This is a genomic window from Butyrivibrio sp. (assembly GCF_024699075.1).
The window spans coordinates 16468-32780 of sequence record NZ_JAILQF010000240.1 but is presented as its reverse complement, the minus strand read 5'-3'; the positions used below and the strand labels follow the sequence as shown (position 1 = coordinate 32780).

15 protein-coding genes and 1 tRNA gene are annotated in these 16313 nt (G+C 37.2%); 2 read left to right on the top strand and 14 right to left on the bottom strand.

Annotated features, from left to right (window positions below; translation table 11 throughout):
- Positions 1-51: 51 nt before the first annotated feature.
- The 14 genes from K6G87_RS09850 to rpmH form a co-directional block, all read right to left on the bottom strand.
- Positions 52-125, bottom strand: a tRNA-Arg gene (locus tag K6G87_RS09850).
- 113 nt (positions 126-238) lie between these two features.
- Positions 239-1120 (bottom strand): DUF3881 family protein, encoded by an 882-nt coding sequence (locus K6G87_RS09845; RefSeq protein WP_073389376.1) that lies wholly within the window; start codon positions 1118-1120, stop codon positions 239-241.
- 6 nt (positions 1121-1126) lie between these two features.
- Positions 1127-2416: a serine--tRNA ligase gene (gene serS / locus K6G87_RS09840; RefSeq protein WP_296836490.1), complete on the bottom strand. Its 1290-nt coding sequence runs from the start codon at positions 2414-2416 to the stop codon at positions 1127-1129.
- Between the two features lie 83 nt (positions 2417-2499).
- Positions 2500-3021, bottom strand: coding sequence for a DUF4446 family protein (locus K6G87_RS09835; protein ID WP_073389373.1), 522 nt, complete (start codon positions 3019-3021; stop codon positions 2500-2502).
- Between the two features lie 83 nt (positions 3022-3104).
- Entirely contained in the window at positions 3105-4022 is a 918-nt protein-coding gene (locus K6G87_RS09830; RefSeq protein ID WP_296836487.1) for a ParB/RepB/Spo0J family partition protein, read from the bottom strand.
- Positions 4023-4062: 40 nt separating this feature from the next.
- Positions 4063-4836 carry a ParA family protein gene (locus K6G87_RS09825; RefSeq protein WP_073389370.1) on the bottom strand — a complete coding sequence of 258 codons (774 nt, stop codon included), beginning with the start codon at positions 4834-4836 and terminating at the stop codon, positions 4063-4065.
- Positions 4837-5272: 436 nt separating this feature from the next.
- Positions 5273-6010 (bottom strand): 16S rRNA (guanine(527)-N(7))-methyltransferase RsmG, encoded by a 738-nt coding sequence (rsmG, locus tag K6G87_RS09820; RefSeq protein ID WP_073389368.1) that lies wholly within the window; start codon positions 6008-6010, stop codon positions 5273-5275.
- 183 nt (positions 6011-6193) lie between these two features.
- Positions 6194-8143 carry a tRNA uridine-5-carboxymethylaminomethyl(34) synthesis enzyme MnmG gene (mnmG, locus tag K6G87_RS09815; RefSeq protein ID WP_296836482.1) on the bottom strand — a complete coding sequence of 650 codons (1950 nt, stop codon included), beginning with the start codon at positions 8141-8143 and terminating at the stop codon, positions 6194-6196.
- Between the two features lie 68 nt (positions 8144-8211).
- Positions 8212-9633 (bottom strand): tRNA uridine-5-carboxymethylaminomethyl(34) synthesis GTPase MnmE, encoded by a 1422-nt coding sequence (gene mnmE, locus K6G87_RS09810; RefSeq protein WP_296836481.1) that lies wholly within the window; start codon positions 9631-9633, stop codon positions 8212-8214.
- A 238-nt stretch (positions 9634-9871) separates the two neighbouring features.
- Entirely contained in the window at positions 9872-10654 is a 783-nt protein-coding gene (gene jag, locus K6G87_RS09805) for an RNA-binding cell elongation regulator Jag/EloR (protein WP_296836479.1), read from the bottom strand.
- Between the two features lie 28 nt (positions 10655-10682).
- The gene (locus K6G87_RS09800) at positions 10683-12026 is read right to left on the bottom strand and encodes a YidC/Oxa1 family membrane protein insertase (RefSeq protein WP_296836477.1); all 1344 of its coding nucleotides are present in this window, start codon (positions 12024-12026) and stop codon (positions 10683-10685) included.
- Between the two features lie 27 nt (positions 12027-12053).
- Positions 12054-12263 (bottom strand): membrane protein insertion efficiency factor YidD, encoded by a 210-nt coding sequence (gene yidD, locus K6G87_RS09795; RefSeq protein WP_296836474.1) that lies wholly within the window; start codon positions 12261-12263, stop codon positions 12054-12056.
- Between the two features lie 111 nt (positions 12264-12374).
- Positions 12375-12716 carry a ribonuclease P protein component gene (gene rnpA, locus K6G87_RS09790; RefSeq protein WP_296836472.1) on the bottom strand — a complete coding sequence of 114 codons (342 nt, stop codon included), beginning with the start codon at positions 12714-12716 and terminating at the stop codon, positions 12375-12377.
- A 56-nt stretch (positions 12717-12772) separates the two neighbouring features.
- Complete coding sequence (gene rpmH, locus K6G87_RS09785; protein WP_022753299.1) at positions 12773-12910, bottom strand: 50S ribosomal protein L34; 138 nt, start codon at positions 12908-12910, stop codon at positions 12773-12775.
- 577 nt (positions 12911-13487) lie between these two features.
- On the opposite strand from rpmH, the gene dnaA reads away from it, so the two are divergent.
- Together dnaA and dnaN are read left to right on the top strand one after the other, a co-directional pair.
- The gene (gene dnaA / locus K6G87_RS09780; protein WP_296836470.1) at positions 13488-14879 is read left to right on the top strand and encodes a chromosomal replication initiator protein DnaA; all 1392 of its coding nucleotides are present in this window, start codon (positions 13488-13490) and stop codon (positions 14877-14879) included.
- Between the two features lie 250 nt (positions 14880-15129).
- Entirely contained in the window at positions 15130-16248 is a 1119-nt protein-coding gene (gene dnaN / locus K6G87_RS09775) for a DNA polymerase III subunit beta (RefSeq protein WP_296836468.1), read from the top strand.
- Positions 16249-16313: the final 65 nt, after the last annotated feature.

Here is a 16313-nt window from a genome sequence, read left to right as displayed (position 1 = left end):
GGAAAACCTAAGATGTACTAGAAATGAAAATTACGACAGATAAAACTAAAATGTTCGGGAGGGGATTCGAACCCCCGACCTTCCGCTTAGGAGGCGGACGCTCTATCCAGCTGAGCTACCCAAACGTAGGAGTGCCTCTTTATTACAAAAGGCACTTTTACAATTTAACATAATAAATGAAATTTTTCAATCTATTATTTATTAAATACATTAGGAGTTCAGGATGAACTCCACTTTTTTATTTCCCAAAGTTAATATGACCCTGAAGCCAGATATTTCCTTTAAATCTTCTGCCTACCGCAGGCTCTCCCAAAAGGTCTTTGCGGTTAATTGCTATGTCATATTCTACATCAGAACATGTGACACTTAAGATATACACAGGTTCTTTGGTGTAGGTATTGATGGTAAGTCTATAATCTGTTATCTCACCCATGATCGAATACTGGTCGCATTCAACGCCGTAGGGCATGAAATAGTTATCTACAAGTGTGTATACATCTTCTTTAAGGATCTTATCAGAGATGGTAGTGTAGATATTCATGTCATCAAGGGTTAGAGATTCAATAGCATTCTCATCCCCGTTTCTTGCAGAGTTTACAAGTTTTGTTCTTGCCTGACGCTTCTTTTTGAGAAGCCTCTTTTGATTCGGGGTTTTAGCTATAGGGAACATTATTGTTCCCTGAACAGAAAGAGCTGACAAAGTAACAGATGTACCGGTTATCTTCTTCTGGCCGTTCTCTGTGATCCTGAGATATTCCATCATATTCTGAAGATAGAATATCATTGTGATACCAACTCTTGGATCGTCGCAGACTCCGGCATAAGAATCTGTGGCAGCATGTTGCTCTACAGTTATGTCTTCAGATGATGATGTCACACCACCATTTATATATGGATAATAATATTCGTATATAAAATGGTTGTCGCTCTTAAATTGGCCGTATACTACCACTCCCAGTCCAGGTGCGAACTCTTTTGTGAACTGTGCGAATATCTCATCATCTTCATTTTTATAATAATCTCGCTCGTCAGCATGCTGAACGCAATATTCCAAAAGCTTCTCGAGCGCACCACGGCCTTGCAATCCTGCAAGACCGACAGCTCTCATATATTTGTGCATTATGATTTAATCTTTCGTAGGAATAAGAACTTCTTTTCCGCCCATGTAAGGTCTTAAAGCTACAGGAATCTTAACTGATCCGTCAGCCTGAAGGTTATTCTCAAGGAATGCGATGAGCATTCTAGGCGGAGCAACAACAGTGTTATTAAGTGTATGAGCAAAATAGTTACCATCTTTGCTCTTGATTCTGATCTTAAGACGTCTTGCCTGTGCATCACCAAGGTTAGAGCAGCTTCCAACTTCGAAGTATTTCTTCTGACGAGGTGACCATGCTTCAACGTCACAGCTCTTAACCTTAAGGTCAGCAAGATCGCCTGAGCAGCACTCAAGTGTTCTTACAGGAACATCAAGTGAACGGAAAAGATCTACAGTGTTCTGCCAGAGCTTGTTGTACCAGTTCCATGCATCATCAGGTTTGCAGACAACGATCATCTCCTGCTTCTCGAACTGGTGAATTCTGTAAACACCTCTCTCTTCAATTCCGTGAGCACCTTTTTCCTTACGGAAGCAAGGTGAATAAGATGTAAGAGTGTATGGCATCTCATCTTCAGGAAGAAGCTGATCGATGAACTTACCGATCATTGAGTGCTCAGATGTTCCAATAAGGTACAGATCTTCGCCTTCGATCTTGTACATCATGGCATCCATTTCAGGGAAACTCATAACGCCTGATACTACATTACCGTGGATCATATAAGGTGGGATTACGTATGTGAATCCTCTGTCGATCATGAAATCTCTTGCATATGCAAGTACTGCAGAATGAAGTCTTGCGATATCACCCATGAGATAATAGAAACCATTACCTGCTACTCTTCTTGCAGCATCAAGGTCGATTCCGTTGAATCTTTCCATGATATCTGTGTGATATGGAACTTCAAAATCAGGAACTACAGGCTCGCCGAACTTTTCAATTTCAACGTTGCAGGAATCATCTTTTCCGATCGGTACTGAAGGATCGATGATGTTAGGAATCTGATACATGATATTAAGAATCTCATCATCAACTTCCTTCTGCTTCTCTTCGAGCTGTGAAAGTCTTTCTGCATTCTTGGTAACTTCAGCTTTTACTTTTTCAGCTTCTTCTTTCTTGCCTTCTTTCATAAGAACGCCGATCTGCTTGGAAATTGTGTTTCTGCTTGCTCTAAGATCATCGGACTCCTGCTTGATCTGGCGGCTTTCTTTATCAAGCTCGATAACTTTGTCTACAAGTTCAAGCTTCTGGTCCTGAAATTTCTTCTTGATGTTTTCTTTTACAGCATCTGGATTTTCTCTTAAAAATTTGATATCGATCATGACTATCTCCGTTTCGTTATATAATTATTTCTAAATCCTTTTCCTTATCTAATGTGCAGTAAATTTGCTTTATAAAAGAAGTTTTATCTGCTCATTACTGCATTTTCAAGAGCTTTTCTTTCTTCTGTTCCAAGCTCTATATCTGATCTTCCATTCTTGATCACTTTAGTATAGGAATAGCAACCTTCGTTGCCGTGTACTGAATTTATTATATATCCATTATCTTCTTCGTCAAGAAGGGCAAGGGCATAAGAAAGCTGACCACCCATCTGATTAAGAGCATCGTACTTTACGATTCCTATTTTCTGAAAGCAGTGTCTCATTCTTCTGTTGATATCAATGATATCATTCTTGTTCTTGTCTGATGCTGCTTTCATGTACTGGTTATCTTCGAAAAGCTCGATGATCTGATCTTCAAGACTTTCTGCATCTCTTCCTGACATGAATTTTTTGAGTCTCTTCTTCATAAGAGAAAGTTCTTTGCCCTGCTTTATAGTGCAGATCAAAAGAATAAGTACCAATAAGAGAAGTACTGCAATTGCTATTACATATATACCGGGATCCAGGTTTGAAAGTCCAACATAATTTAATATATTACTGTTCATCTGCTATTCCTTCTTATTATTTAGTTTTATGTTCTGTATTAGTATAGGTATAATATTTTTTGATGAGCGAATTCTAAATATATTTACAGAAGTAACATATGTGTTATCTTCTCAAGGTCATCGTTATTATAAAATTCTATCTCAATCTTACCGCCACCTTCGTTTCCTTTTGGTGTAATAGCAACCTTTGTACCAGTCTTTTCTTTACATCTCTTTTCGAGATCCCTGTATATATTTTCAAGGTTCTTGTCTATTACTACAGGCTGTTTTGGTGAAGGCTTTTCTTTGCCTATATCTTTAACGAGTTTTTCAGCCTGACGTACGCTGAGCTTTTCATCAAAAATCTTTTCTGCAAGCTCGATCTGAAGTTTCTTATCTTCTACTGAGATAAGGGCTCTTGCGTGTCCGCTTGTAAGCTTTCCGTCGATGATCATCTGCTGAACTTCATCGGTAAGCTTTAATAATCTCATTGAATTTGTGATAGCAACACGTGACTTTGATACTCTTTCAGCCACTTCATCCTGCTTAAGATTAAACTCTGTAATGAGTCTGTGGAAAGCCTTAGCTTCTTCAATAGGGTTAAGATTTTCTCTCTGAATATTTTCAATAAGCTGGATCTCAACGATCTGCTGATCTGTCAGATCATTTCTTATTACAACAGGGACCTCTTTTACTCCTGCTGCTCTTGCTGCTCTCCATCTTCTTTCACCTGCAATGATCTCAAAGTGATCATCTCTTGATCTTACAAGGAGAGGTTCAAGAATTCCAACCTGCTTGATTGATTCTGCAAGTTCTGCAAGAGCATCCTCATCAAACTGTTTTCTTGGCTGCTCATGATTAGGCTCAACTTTTGTGATCTTTATAACCTGTTTTGCCAGATCTGTAACTGTTCTTTCTTCCTTAATTATAGGAGCTGCTTTTGTTTCATCTTTTTTTGATTCTCCTGCCGGTATGAGACTATCCAGTCCTCTTCCAAGACCTCTTTTTGTTTTAACTGCCATATTCTTCCCTTTCGTTCCGGAATTTCACCGTATCCCTAATTTAACTTTCGTTTGCGATTACTTCTTCTGCAAGTAATTTATAAGCTTCTGCGCCTGCAGATTTTGGTTCATATAAATTAATTGGAAGTCCGTAGCTTGGAGCCTCTGCCAGTCGTATGTTTCTTGGAATTATTGTTTTGAACACATTTTCATCAATGTGATCTTTAACATTCTCAACTACCTGTAATGAAAGGTTTGTTCTTGCATCGAACATTGTGAATACAACGCCTTCCATTTCGAGTCTTGGATTAAGTCTTTCTTTAACAAGATTTACTGTGTGGACTAACTGGCTTAATCCTTCAAGAGCATAATATTCGCACTGAATAGGAACAAGTACTTTATCTGCTGTTGTCATCGCATTAACTGTCAGCATACTAAGTGATGGAGGACAGTCAATAATGATAAAATCGTATCTGTCTTTGACTTTATCGATCTCGTTTTTGAGGATATATTCTTTCTTTTCTATATCTATCAGCTCGATCTCTGCTGCTGACAGATTAATATTAGAAGGAATGATATCTATTCCGGGAAGGTCTTCGACAATGTTGTGACGAATACATTCGTCTACAGAACTCTCTCCTATCATAAGATGATAAATAGTTCTGTCTATTTCATTTTTGTCTAAACCAAATCCGCTTGTTGTATTTCCCTGGGGGTCTGCATCGATTACGAGAATTTTTTTGTTTTCTTCAGCAAGAGCTGCTGAAAGGTTAATAGAAGTTGTAGTCTTACCAACTCCTCCCTTTTGGTTTGCTACCGCTATGATTCTTCCCATATATCTCCCATTTCTGCGCCGAAATATTTTCTTTGATTCCAAATTATAACGTTAATAAAAAACACAAAAACAATCGCAAACGGCGCCTGCGATCATTTTTTAGTGGTTTTATTTGGAATCTTCATTCCAAAACTAAACATAAAAGACTTTTAGATGTCTATTTTATTTAGTTTTGGCAATTCCGTGGAGCTAAAAACATTGAAAACATTTATAAATTCCCGTTTTTCACGCATTTTATGAAGCAAAACTCTATTGTTTCACACGCGCCATTATCGATTTTTGATAATGTTTCACGGGCAATTATACTAAATATTGATTATATTGTTTCACGTGAAACAAAGTTTTGTGCTTTTTTGGAATTACAAAGCTAAAAATTGGAATGTTTCACGTGAAACAAAGAAATTGAATTTAGATTCACGTTATGAACTCTTATTTATTATAGAGGTTGTTTAGAAGGTAGTCCAGCTTTTCGGGGGTATAATTTTGGAGTTGGTTTTGATTTGTTAATAATTACAATAGATCTTTCTATATCAGAGTCAGGTAAGAATGTATTATTTACAGAGCTTATAGTTCCACCAAGAGTTTTTATAGCCGCTTTTGACAAATCAATTTCTTCATTAATTTTGTTGCTTTTGTACGCAACAAAAAAACCACCAACTTTTACATATGGAAGTATGTACTCAGAAAGTGTTGACATATTAGCAACTGCTCTTGCTGTTCCGATATCAAATTTTTCACGTAAAACTCCACCTTTTGCTTTGGAGAAATCTTCTGCTCTTCCATGAACAGTTTCTATAGATCCTCCATCTTCGTTAAGGCCAAGTTCTGTTATAACTTCATTAAGGAAATTAAGTCTCTTATTGAGTGAATCAAGAAGAGTAATCTTAAGAGAAGGGAAAACTATCTTGAGTGGAATACCTGGAAATCCGGCTCCGGTTCCAACATCAATAAGTGTTAATCCTTCTTTTGTAAAATCAAAATATGGAGCTGCCATAATGGAGTCAACAAAATGAAGCTGACATACATCATTAAATTCAGTGATGGCTGTCAGGTTCATTACCTCATTCCATTTAACAAGCAGATTATAATACTTATCAAACTGTTCTATCTGATGATCAGATAATTCTATTCCTATGGATTTAAAATCACTGATCATCTTACTGTAATCGTTCATATTTAACCTCATGTCGCGAGCAAAGCGAGCGACTAATGGTTGAAGTGGTGGAGCTCGCGACACCACTTTGTGAAGTTTGAAAATTTTATTTTCAAACTTATTCCTCAAAATTACAAATCATTTTTACTGATAATGATCCATTATCATAAAGCGAATCTAATTCATATAATTACTAATATAAATTTATGTCTTATCTGTTTTATAAACTGAATCAATATAAACAAGAAGTACTGATACATCAGCAGGATTAACTCCGCCAATACGACTTGCCTGTCCTATATTAATAGGCTTAAACTTCTTGAGTTTCTGTCTTGCTTCAATTCTAAGGCTTGATACTTTATCATAATCAATGTCAGCAGGAATAAGTTTATTTTCTAGCTTTTTGAATGCTGCTATCTGAGATTCCTGTCTGGTTATATAACCTTCATATCTAATATTGATCTCAACCTGCTCTGTAACATCTTTTGTAAGCTGAGGTCTGTCTGGATCTATATCAGCAATAATTTCATAAGAAAGCTCAGGCCTACAGATAAGTTCTGCAAGGGTGCAGGCTGTTTTTAAAGTTGAAGAGCCGTGCTCTGTCATGAATTTCTGAACAGCCGCATTTGCTCCAACTCGTGTAGTCTTAAGCCTTTCTATCTCACTTGCGATAAGTTTTTCTTTAAGAAGAAGGTAGTCGTACTGCTCCTGAGAGATCAGTCCTGCTTCATAGCCTTTTTTTCTAAGTCTGAGATCAGCATTGTCCTGACGAAGGAAAAGTCTGTACTCAGCACGAGATGTCATCATTCGATATGGTTCGTGATTATCTTTGGTTACAAGGTCGTCTATAAGTACTCCGATATAGCCCTCACTTCTGTCGATAGTGATATAAGGCTTTCCTGTAATCTGTCTTACTGCATTAATCCCGGCATAAAGACCCTGGGCTGCAGCTTCTTCGTAACCTGAACTTCCGTTGAACTGACCTGCACTAAAGCATCCTCTTATGGTTCTTACTTCAAGAACAGGGGAAAGCTGTCCTGATTCAAGGCAGTCGTACTCGATAGCATAAGCATTTTTTACTATCTTACAATTCTCAAGTCCCGGTACGGATCTGTACATCTGAAGCTGAACATCTTCAGGCATGGATGATGACATACCATCAACATAAACTTCATTTGTAAAAGTTCCTTCAGGCTCGATGAATACCTGATGTCTATCATGATCAGGGAATTTAACAACCTTATCTTCTATTGAAGGACAGTATCTTGGTCCGATTCCTTCTATAACACCTGAATACATAGGTGATCTGTCGATGTTCTGTCTGATGATCTCATGTGTCTTTTCATTAGTATATGTAAGCCAGCATGAAACCTGAGGTTTCTGAACTTCGGCAGGATCTGTTGAAAATGAAAATGGAACAACAGGGGTATCACCAAACTGCTCTGTCATCTTTGAATAGTCTATAGAATTACCATCCATTCTGGCAGGTGTTCCTGTTTTAAATCTTCTGAGTTCAATTCCTGCATTAATTAAGGAAGCAGAAAGAGAATTAGATGGCTGCATTCCGTTAGGACCTGTGTAGGTAATGGATTCACCACAAAGACATCTTGCCTTAAGGTAAGTTCCTGTACAAAGGATTACGGCTTTGCAGTTATATATTCCGCCTGTTGCGATCTTTACACCTGTGATCCTGTATTTATAACCTTCTTTACTAAGGTTTGTGCCAAAAGCATCAACGCTTTCGGGTGTAACTTCTTCAGTTATAAGTTCAACAACTTCTGTCTGCTTGATCGTAAGGTGTTCCTGAGCTTCAAGCTTCTTTTTCATAAGAAGAGAATATTGAAGCTTATCGGCCTGGGCACGAAGTGAATGTACTGCAGGTCCCTTTGATACATTAAGCATTTTGGACTGAAGGAAAGTCTTATCTATATTTTTGCCCATCTCACCGCCAAGAGCATCTATCTCTCTTACGAGATGTCCCTTGGAAGATCCTCCGATATGAGGATTACAGGGCATAAAAGCAATATTGTCGGCGCTTACAGTAAATACAACTGTTTCAAGACCAAGACGTGCGCAGGCAAGAGCTGCTTCACATCCGGCGTGACCGGCACCTATTACACATACATCAACATTATCAAATACGGTATTAATCATAATTATCCTTAATATATAAATGGTATTTCTATATTTAAAAAAATATTAGCTTCTATATTAATAATGAGTTATTTACCCATGCAGAATTTAGAGAATATCTCTTCTACAAGGTCATCTCCTACTTCTTCACCTATGATAAGACCGAGACTTTCATATGCATCATGAAGATCTATTGTATAGAAGTCTTCGCTAAGTCCCTGTTCAATAGAGTCTCTTACAAGATTAAGAGATCTGTCAGCTTTTTCAAGAAGCTGCTTATGACGAAGGTTAGTAATATATATTTCATCTTCCGGGACAAGCTTACCATTAAAGAAAAGATCACTGATCGCATTCTTTAGATCATCTATTCCGTTTCCTAATATCATAGATGTGGTGATAATTGGAACGCCAGTGTTAATACCAACAGTTTCCAATAGCTTTTGTATATTTTCTTTTGTAATTATTATCTCATCTTCCTTATCGGTCTTGTTAAGGAGGACGATTATCTTTTTATCTTTTACAGATGTGAGAATCTCTATATCTTCATCGCCGACCTGTGAAGTGGAATCTACCATATATATAATAAGTTCAGCTTCTTTGGCGAATTTTCTTGCTTTCTCAACACCTATAGCTTCTATCTTATCAGCAGAATCGCGGATTCCGGCTGTATCTATTACATGAAGGAGTATATTATCAATCTTAACGTCATGCTCGATAACATCTCTTGTAGTACCTGCGATATCAGTAACGATTGCAGTCTCTTCACCTGTAAGTACATTAAGAAGTGAAGACTTACCGCTATTAGGCTTTCCAATAATTACTGTGCTAAGACCTGTAGCACGTACTCTTCCTTCGTCAGCGCTTTTGAGTAGGTTATCGCATTTTCGTATAAGTTTGTCGCACATTGGCATGATCCGGGATGAATAATCTGTCAGATCATAATTTTCAGGATCATCAAGAGCAGATTCGATAAAAGCCATCTCATAAATGATCTGTGCTCTCATATCTACAATGATGTTTCGCATATCACCGCGAAGCTGTTTCTCAGAATTAGATAAGGCAAATTCTGACTTAGCCTCTATAATATCCATTACAGCTTCTGCTCTTGTTAAGTCAATTCTTCCGTTAAGGAAAGCTCTTTTTGTAAATTCTCCTGGTTCTGCAAGTCGGCATTCATTCTCATCAGATATAAGTTCGTGAAGGATCTTCTGCATGACCATGGTTCCGCCATGAGTATTAACTTCAATAACGTCTTCTTTGGTATAAGAATGAGGAGCTCTCATAACTGATACCATGACTTCATCTATAAGATTGCCTTTTGCATCACAAAAATATCCAAAGCGGATAGTTCCGTTTGCATGCTGTTCAAGGTCATATTCATGTTTTGAGTTCTGATAAAAACGTGATACAACGCTTACAGCTTTACTGCCGCTCACACGTATTATTCCTATACCTGCATCACTGGCTGCAGTCGCTATTGCAGCAATTGTATCTTCATTTGTATGTATCATAATAACCTCATGTCGCGAGTGAAACGAGTGACTAATGGTTGAAGTGGTGGAGCTCTCTACACCACTTCTGAGAGTATGAAAATATTATTTTCATACTCATAACCTCATGTCGCGAGTGAAACGAGTGACTAATGAGTTTGAAAATATTATTTTCAAACTCATAAAATACACCCCACTAAAAAGCGGGGTGTATAGTAAAATCTTACTCTTCACCTCTACCTATAATAGAGGCCGAATATTATTTCTTAAGTGTAACAACAACCCTGCGATATGGTTCCTCGCCTTCTGAATGAGTTGTAACATAACGGTCATTCTGAAGTGCTGAGTGAATGATTCTTCTTTCGTAAGGGTTCATTGGTTCAAGAGATACGTTTCTTCTGGTCTTTCTAACCTTATAAGCGATATTCTTGGCAAGGTTTTCAAGTGTAGCCTTGCGACGCTGACGATAATTCTCAGTGTCAACCTTTACATGGATGTAATCTTCTTGGCCTCTGTTAACTACAAGTGATACCAGGTACTGGAGGGAATCAAGTGTCTGACCTCTCTTACCGATAAGAACACCCATATCTGCGCCCTTAAGATCTATATTAAGAACGATATTTTCTTTATCAAAAGTAATATCAAGTTCTACAGGCATTTCCATTGCCTTAAATACGTCATCAAGGAATACTCTTGCAGCAGATACAATAGCTTCTTCGTCAAAAGATGCAGGAGCTTTGTCTTCGCTTACTGTTTCATTTGAAACTTCGCTTTCTTTATTTTCAAGAGTTTCTTCTTTAACTACTACCGGTTCTGAAGGAGCAGAAACTTCTTTTTCTTCAAAAGAGTTTTCGGCTTTAACTTCCTCTTCCTTAATACGAGCTTTGATAATAGCAGGTTTGATTCCCATTCCGAGGAAACCTGTAGATCCTTCGCTGACTACCTGATAATCAAGGCGGTCAGATGTAACTGATAACTGCGCACAAGCTTCTGTTATTGCCTCGGAAACTGTTTTTGCAGCATATTCTTTATATTCACTCATCTTTAGTCTCCTAGTTTACATATATCAATTAGTGAGTTCTATCGTATTCTTTTACCATATTGGCAGCATTTAAAAGTGAATCTTTGCGTGCCTTTCCAGAATCGTATAAAGCTCCTACTTCTTCAAGTCTTCTTGTACGATCATCTTCAGAAACAGAGCTTGTAGTAACCTCTTTAGTAAGAGAAGTAAGGTTTCTGTTAGAGAAGTTAGCGTAGTTAGTAAGGCCTGGTGTAAGGTCTTTTCTCTTCTCAAGCTTCTTCTGGTACTTAGCCTGGTTCTCTTCGATCATTGCATCAATGTCGATCTTGTCGATACGGTGATTAACGATGATAGCAAGGATTGTACGGATAACAGCAGCTGCGATCCAGTAGATACCCATACCTGCAGGAAGTGTGAAACAGATCCATGCTGAGAAAATAGGCATTACTACGTTCATAGTCTTCATGGAGTTCTGCATCTGAGAAGCAGGATCGTTAGGATCAAGCTTCTGGCCTGACTGTGTCATTGAAGTTGTAAGCTTAACTGACAGATACTGTGTAAGGAAAGCAAGTACAGGAACGATTACAGCAAGAATAATAGCAATTATCACACCTGCAGAAAATCCGCTTGAATTGAACTTCTCAATAGCCTCAGAGAACATGTACTGAGGTGAGTTTGAAATGGTAAGTCCAAGGAAGCTGTTCATAGTATCAACATTAGAAGATGTTGTGTTGATAGTATTAACAAGATCTGTGTTACCTGTTGATGAAGCCCAATCTGAAAGCTCTGTCCAGTTAGCTGTTGAGAACTTGTTAAGGAGCTGTGCATAATAGTCACTTGATGCTCCATTCTCTGTCATCTCTTTAATAATAGCTGCAGCACTTGCGGATCCTGAAAGAAGACCTGTTACTTTTTCAGTAGCTGAATCGCCAAGATTAACAAGAGCATTACCAAGATCTGAGAATACTTCGTTAACAGCTGGAACGTATTTTGGAATGTTATAAATAACACGATACAGAGGAAGAAGAATAACCATCTGAAGTATCATCTGAACACAGCTACCTGACATAGATACGCCATATTTGCCATATACAGCCTGAATCTCCTGGTTCATAGCCATCTGTGAATCTGTATCTTTTTTGTTTTTATACTTATCCTGAATAGCTTTAATTTCAGGCTGCATCTTAGCCTGAAGTTTACTGAACTTCTGCTGTCTGTAAGTAAGAGGCAGCATAGCTACATAAATAATAAGTGTAAAAAGAATAATGGCAATACCAATATTGCCGACAGCAATGCTTCCATCACTGTTTGTAAATAACCCTGCAATTCCGGCAAGAACGACATAAATAGCGTTCATGATGTAACCCAGAATTACTGCAATAAATTCGAACATTTAAGCAGTCCTCCGCTTGCCCTCTTTTCAGGGAACCGGATCATATCCGCCGCTGGAAAATGGATTGCATCTGAGTATCCTCCATAATGCAAGTAACCCACCCTTTAGAGCGCCGTATTTGGTAACCGCTTCAAGAGCATATTCAGAACATGTCGGTATATAGGGACATTTAGTGCTCTTAAAAGGCGATATATATTTCCGGTAGAACCTGATCAGAAAAATAAATAGTTTTTTCATGTGCACCCCCTTATAGATCATGGACGTCACATATATTCATAGTTACATGCAGCTTTACTACAATCTGAAAAGTAATATCTTCTATATTAAAAAGATACCTGCAACTACAGATCAGACCTGCTCATTATTTTGCATTAAATGAGCTCTTGCCATAAGCTTAAGAAAAGAATCCTCAAGCGTGTGATAATCAGCGTCCTTACTTGCTGATCTGGCAACGACTACGATGTTCAAACCACTATTGAACATCTGTTCATGTAGCCTCACGATTTCACGGATAAGTCTTGCAAAGTGATGCCTTACAACACTATTTCCGATCTTTTTGGAACAGGAAATACCAAGATAGCTATCCTGCGTCTTATTTTCCCACACATACACAACCAGATACCTATCAGCAATGGATTTACCATTGTTATATACATTTTTAAAGTCTTGTGATTTTCTTATTGATTTCATTTAATTAAAAAATAAGGCTACATTTATATTAAATGCAGCCTTTACGTCAAGTATCCTTAAGCGGATAATCTCTTTCTACCTTTAAGTCTTCTGGCAGCCAGCACTTTTCTTCCACCTGGAGTACTCATTCTAGCTCTGAAACCGTGTACTCTCTTACGCTGAAGCTTATGCGGCTGAAATGTCATCTTTGCCATGTCTTGTAACACCTCCTTTACAAAAATAATACAAGTGCAAAATCCTGTAGTTACAAGATCTTGACTCGGGAAATAAAATCCGTTTCCCTGACAGGAAAACAGATTTTGATAGGTCTGTAATTATTCCTGTGTGGAAAAAATCGTTCTAATTATATATAAAATCATTCTTTTAGTCAAGTATGATTATACGTTAAATTGTCCGTATGTTACGGAATAAAAAAATATGAAAAAAGTTATCCACAATTTTTTTATCAATATCTTGTATAAAAATATATTATCCACAACCAAATATAGAAAATGTGGATAACTTGTGTTTTACTTGTTTTTTATAATAAAAATCCACAATTTGTGGAAAAAGTGTGGATAAAGTCCTTTTTTCAGATATAAAAAAATGGTCTTTTGGGATTTTATCCACCTTTTTGGTGTTGATTTTGTTCTTAACATTGGCAGTGTATAACTTTTTTATAAAATTTATTCCGAATATTTACAAAAAGTTATCCACAATTCTGCAAAATTGATGTTTAGAGTTTTTTACGATAAAATTAATTTATTCTACTATATATTAATGGGGGAATCTATGTTATCCGACGAAATTACTTCTATATTAAGTGACAGCTGGGATCATATTAAAGATGCCGTAAGAGAGGAATCAGGTATAACTGATATTTCTTATCATACCTGGATAGAGCCTCTTTCTTTCTATGAATATACAGGCGGCGTTGTTTTCATTCTGATACCTTCTGATAATTCAATAGCCCATAATTATATAATGACTCATTATCAGAACTTCTTTAAGGTGGCAATCTCTGAACTTATAGGAGAAGCTGTTGATGTTTCTTTTATACTTCAAAAAGATGCCAATATTAATAATGAAAAGACAGACTCTTTTGACATAAACAAAGAGTCTTCAAATTCAGGCATAAACTATGAAAACTCAAATCTTAACCCTAAGTACAGATTTGATACTTTCGTAGTAGGATCCAATAATAAATTTGCCCACTCTGCTTCTCTTGCAGTAGCAGAATCTCCGGGAGAAAGTTATAATCCTCTTTTCCTATACGGAGGTCCGGGACTTGGTAAGACTCACCTTATGCATTCCATAGGACATTTCATTATGGAGCACAATTCATCTGCCAAGGTTTTATATGTAACATCAGAAGCATTCACCAACGAAGTTATCGAATCAATCCGTTCAGGTAAGCAGGAATCAATGTCCAAGCTTCGTGAGAAGTACCGTACAGTTGATGTACTTATGGTCGATGATGTTCAGTTTATTATAGGTAAGGAATCAACTCAGGAAGAATTCTTCCATACCTTCAACGAGCTTCATCAGGCAGGTAAGCAGATAATCCTTTCATCTGATCGTCCTCCAAAGGAAATGGAAACTCTTGAAGAGAGATTCAGATCACGTTTCGAAATGGGCCTTATTGCTGATATTCAGACACCTGACTACGAGACAAGAATGGCTATCCTTCGTAAGAATGCTGAGAACTTCGGCAATCATATAGACGACGAGATCCTTGAATATATTGCTACCAATATTAAGAGCAATATCCGTGAGCTTGAGGGTGCATTCAATAAGATAATCGCATATTCACGACTTAATAACGTTGAGATCAATATTGATAATGTAAAAGAAGCTTTGAGAGATATCATATCTCCTGAGGAAAATAAGATAATAACTCCGCAGCTTATCGTTAACACTGTATGTGAGCAGTACGGCGTAAGACAGGAGGATGTTGTATCAAGAAAGCGTAACTCAGAAATCGTACTTCCAAGACAGATCATCATGTATCTTTGCAGAGAAATGACTGATATATCACTTGAAGAAATTGGAAGGATCCTTGGAAAGAAAGACCACACAACGGTCATGTCAGGAATAAGCCGTATAAAAGGTAAGCTTTCCACAGATGAGGATCTTGTTAAAAATGTGGATATCATCAAAAAGAAACTTGGACCCACATCCTGATTTACACAAAATGAATTAAAAATACACAGGCAAAGGCTTTTTTATCAACAGTCTTTTCATTGTAAAAAAGCATGTAAAATTGTATAATAATAAAGGTTTTGCACTTATAAACATTCTATATTAATTAGATTATTATTTTTATTCTTTTTCTTTTATCTGCACCAGGGGGAACCTTCCAACAAATTTAAAGGTGGATAAAAAAGATACCTACACATATAAACTTTTTAGACAGAAAGGAAGTATCGGAGCTATGAAATTTGTATGCTCGAAATCAAATCTTGTTAGTGGACTTCAAATTGTTTCTAAAGCAGTTCCAGCTAAGACAACAATGTCAATTCTTCAGTGTATATTAATCGACACTACAGAGGGAGTAATAAAGTTCATAGCTAATGATATGGAGCTTGGTATTGAGACTATAGTCGAAGGTAATATCCTTGACAGAGGCTATATCGCAATAGATGCAAAGATATTTTTTGACATCATAAGAAAGCTTCCTGATAATGACGTAACAATAGAATCTCAGAATTCTGAAGGTAATATTAAAGTTACCATAAGCTGTGAAAAGGCTAAATTCACCATTCTTGGAAGAAGCGGTGATGACTTTTCATATCTTCCGTCAATAGAGAGAATAGACGGAATCCATATTTCACAGTACACACTTCGTAATATCATTCTGCAGACTATCTTCTCAATAGCTGAAAATGATACCAACAAGGTGATGGGCGGTGAGCTCTTTGAAGTTGATGGCAACATGCTCAAGATGGTATCTCTTGACGGACACAGAATATCTATCCGTAAAGTAGAGCTTTCACAAAGCTATGGCTTTAAGAAAGTAATTGTACCTGGAAAGGCACTTTCTGAAGTTTCCAAGATCCTTACAGATTCTACAGAATCAGTTGTAAGCATCTTCTTTACAGATAAGCACGTACTGTTTGAGTTTGATAAGACTGTAGTAGTTTCAAGACTTCTTGAGGGTGAGTACTTCAATATCGATCAGATGCTCTCATCTGACTATGAGACCAAGCTTACGATCAACAGAAGAGAATTCCTTGATTGTATAGACCGTGCTACTCTTCTCGTCAAGGAAGGTGATAAGAGACCTGTAATCATCTCAATTGAGAACGGTTTCCTTGAGATGAAGATCAACTCTGCAGTTGGATCAATGGATGAAAAAGTTGATATAGAAAAACAGGGTAAAGACCTTAAGATAGGCTTCAATCCTAAATTCCTGATTGATGCCCTTCGTGCGATCGATGATGACAACATAGATATGTACCTTGTAAATCCTAAAGCACCATGCTTTATAAAGGATGCAGATGCAAGCTATACATATCTTATCCTTCCTGTAAACTTCACAACAGTTGACTGATAATAAAGGTGAAGATATACGGGTATCAATATTTATATACAAATGATATAGAGTTATTTTGAAGG

What these genes read in the sequence shown, in the direction of transcription:
- rnpA (WP_296836472.1), bottom strand. Translation starts at nt 12,716, where the DNA reads ATGAAATCAATAAGAAAATCACAAGACTTTAAAAATGTATATAACAAT.
- K6G87_RS09800 (WP_296836477.1), bottom strand. Translation starts at nt 12,026, where the DNA reads ATGTTCGAATTTATTGCAGTAATTCTGGGTTACATCATGAACGCTATT.
- K6G87_RS09835 (WP_073389373.1), bottom strand. Translation starts at nt 3,021, where the DNA reads ATGAACAGTAATATATTAAATTATGTTGGACTTTCAAACCTGGATCCC.
- rsmG (WP_073389368.1), bottom strand. Translation starts at nt 6,010, where the DNA reads ATGAACGATTACAGTAAGATGATCAGTGATTTTAAATCCATAGGAATA.
- rpmH (WP_022753299.1), bottom strand. Translation starts at nt 12,910, where the DNA reads ATGGCAAAGATGACATTTCAGCCGCATAAGCTTCAGCGTAAGAGAGTA.
- yidD (WP_296836474.1), bottom strand. Translation starts at nt 12,263, where the DNA reads ATGAAAAAACTATTTATTTTTCTGATCAGGTTCTACCGGAAATATATA.
- mnmG (WP_296836482.1), bottom strand. Translation starts at nt 8,143, where the DNA reads ATGATTAATACCGTATTTGATAATGTTGATGTATGTGTAATAGGTGCC.
- jag (WP_296836479.1), bottom strand. Translation starts at nt 10,654, where the DNA reads ATGAGTGAATATAAAGAATATGCTGCAAAAACAGTTTCCGAGGCAATA.
- K6G87_RS09825 (WP_073389370.1), bottom strand. Translation starts at nt 4,836, where the DNA reads ATGGGAAGAATCATAGCGGTAGCAAACCAAAAGGGAGGAGTTGGTAAG.
- serS (WP_296836490.1), bottom strand. Translation starts at nt 2,416, where the DNA reads ATGATCGATATCAAATTTTTAAGAGAAAATCCAGATGCTGTAAAAGAA.
- K6G87_RS09830 (WP_296836487.1), bottom strand. Translation starts at nt 4,022, where the DNA reads ATGGCAGTTAAAACAAAAAGAGGTCTTGGAAGAGGACTGGATAGTCTC.
- dnaN (WP_296836468.1), top strand. Translation starts at nt 15,130, where the DNA reads ATGAAATTTGTATGCTCGAAATCAAATCTTGTTAGTGGACTTCAAATT.
- K6G87_RS09845 (WP_073389376.1), bottom strand. Translation starts at nt 1,120, where the DNA reads ATGCACAAATATATGAGAGCTGTCGGTCTTGCAGGATTGCAAGGCCGT.
- dnaA (WP_296836470.1), top strand. Translation starts at nt 13,488, where the DNA reads ATGTTATCCGACGAAATTACTTCTATATTAAGTGACAGCTGGGATCAT.
- mnmE (WP_296836481.1), bottom strand. Translation starts at nt 9,633, where the DNA reads ATGATACATACAAATGAAGATACAATTGCTGCAATAGCGACTGCAGCC.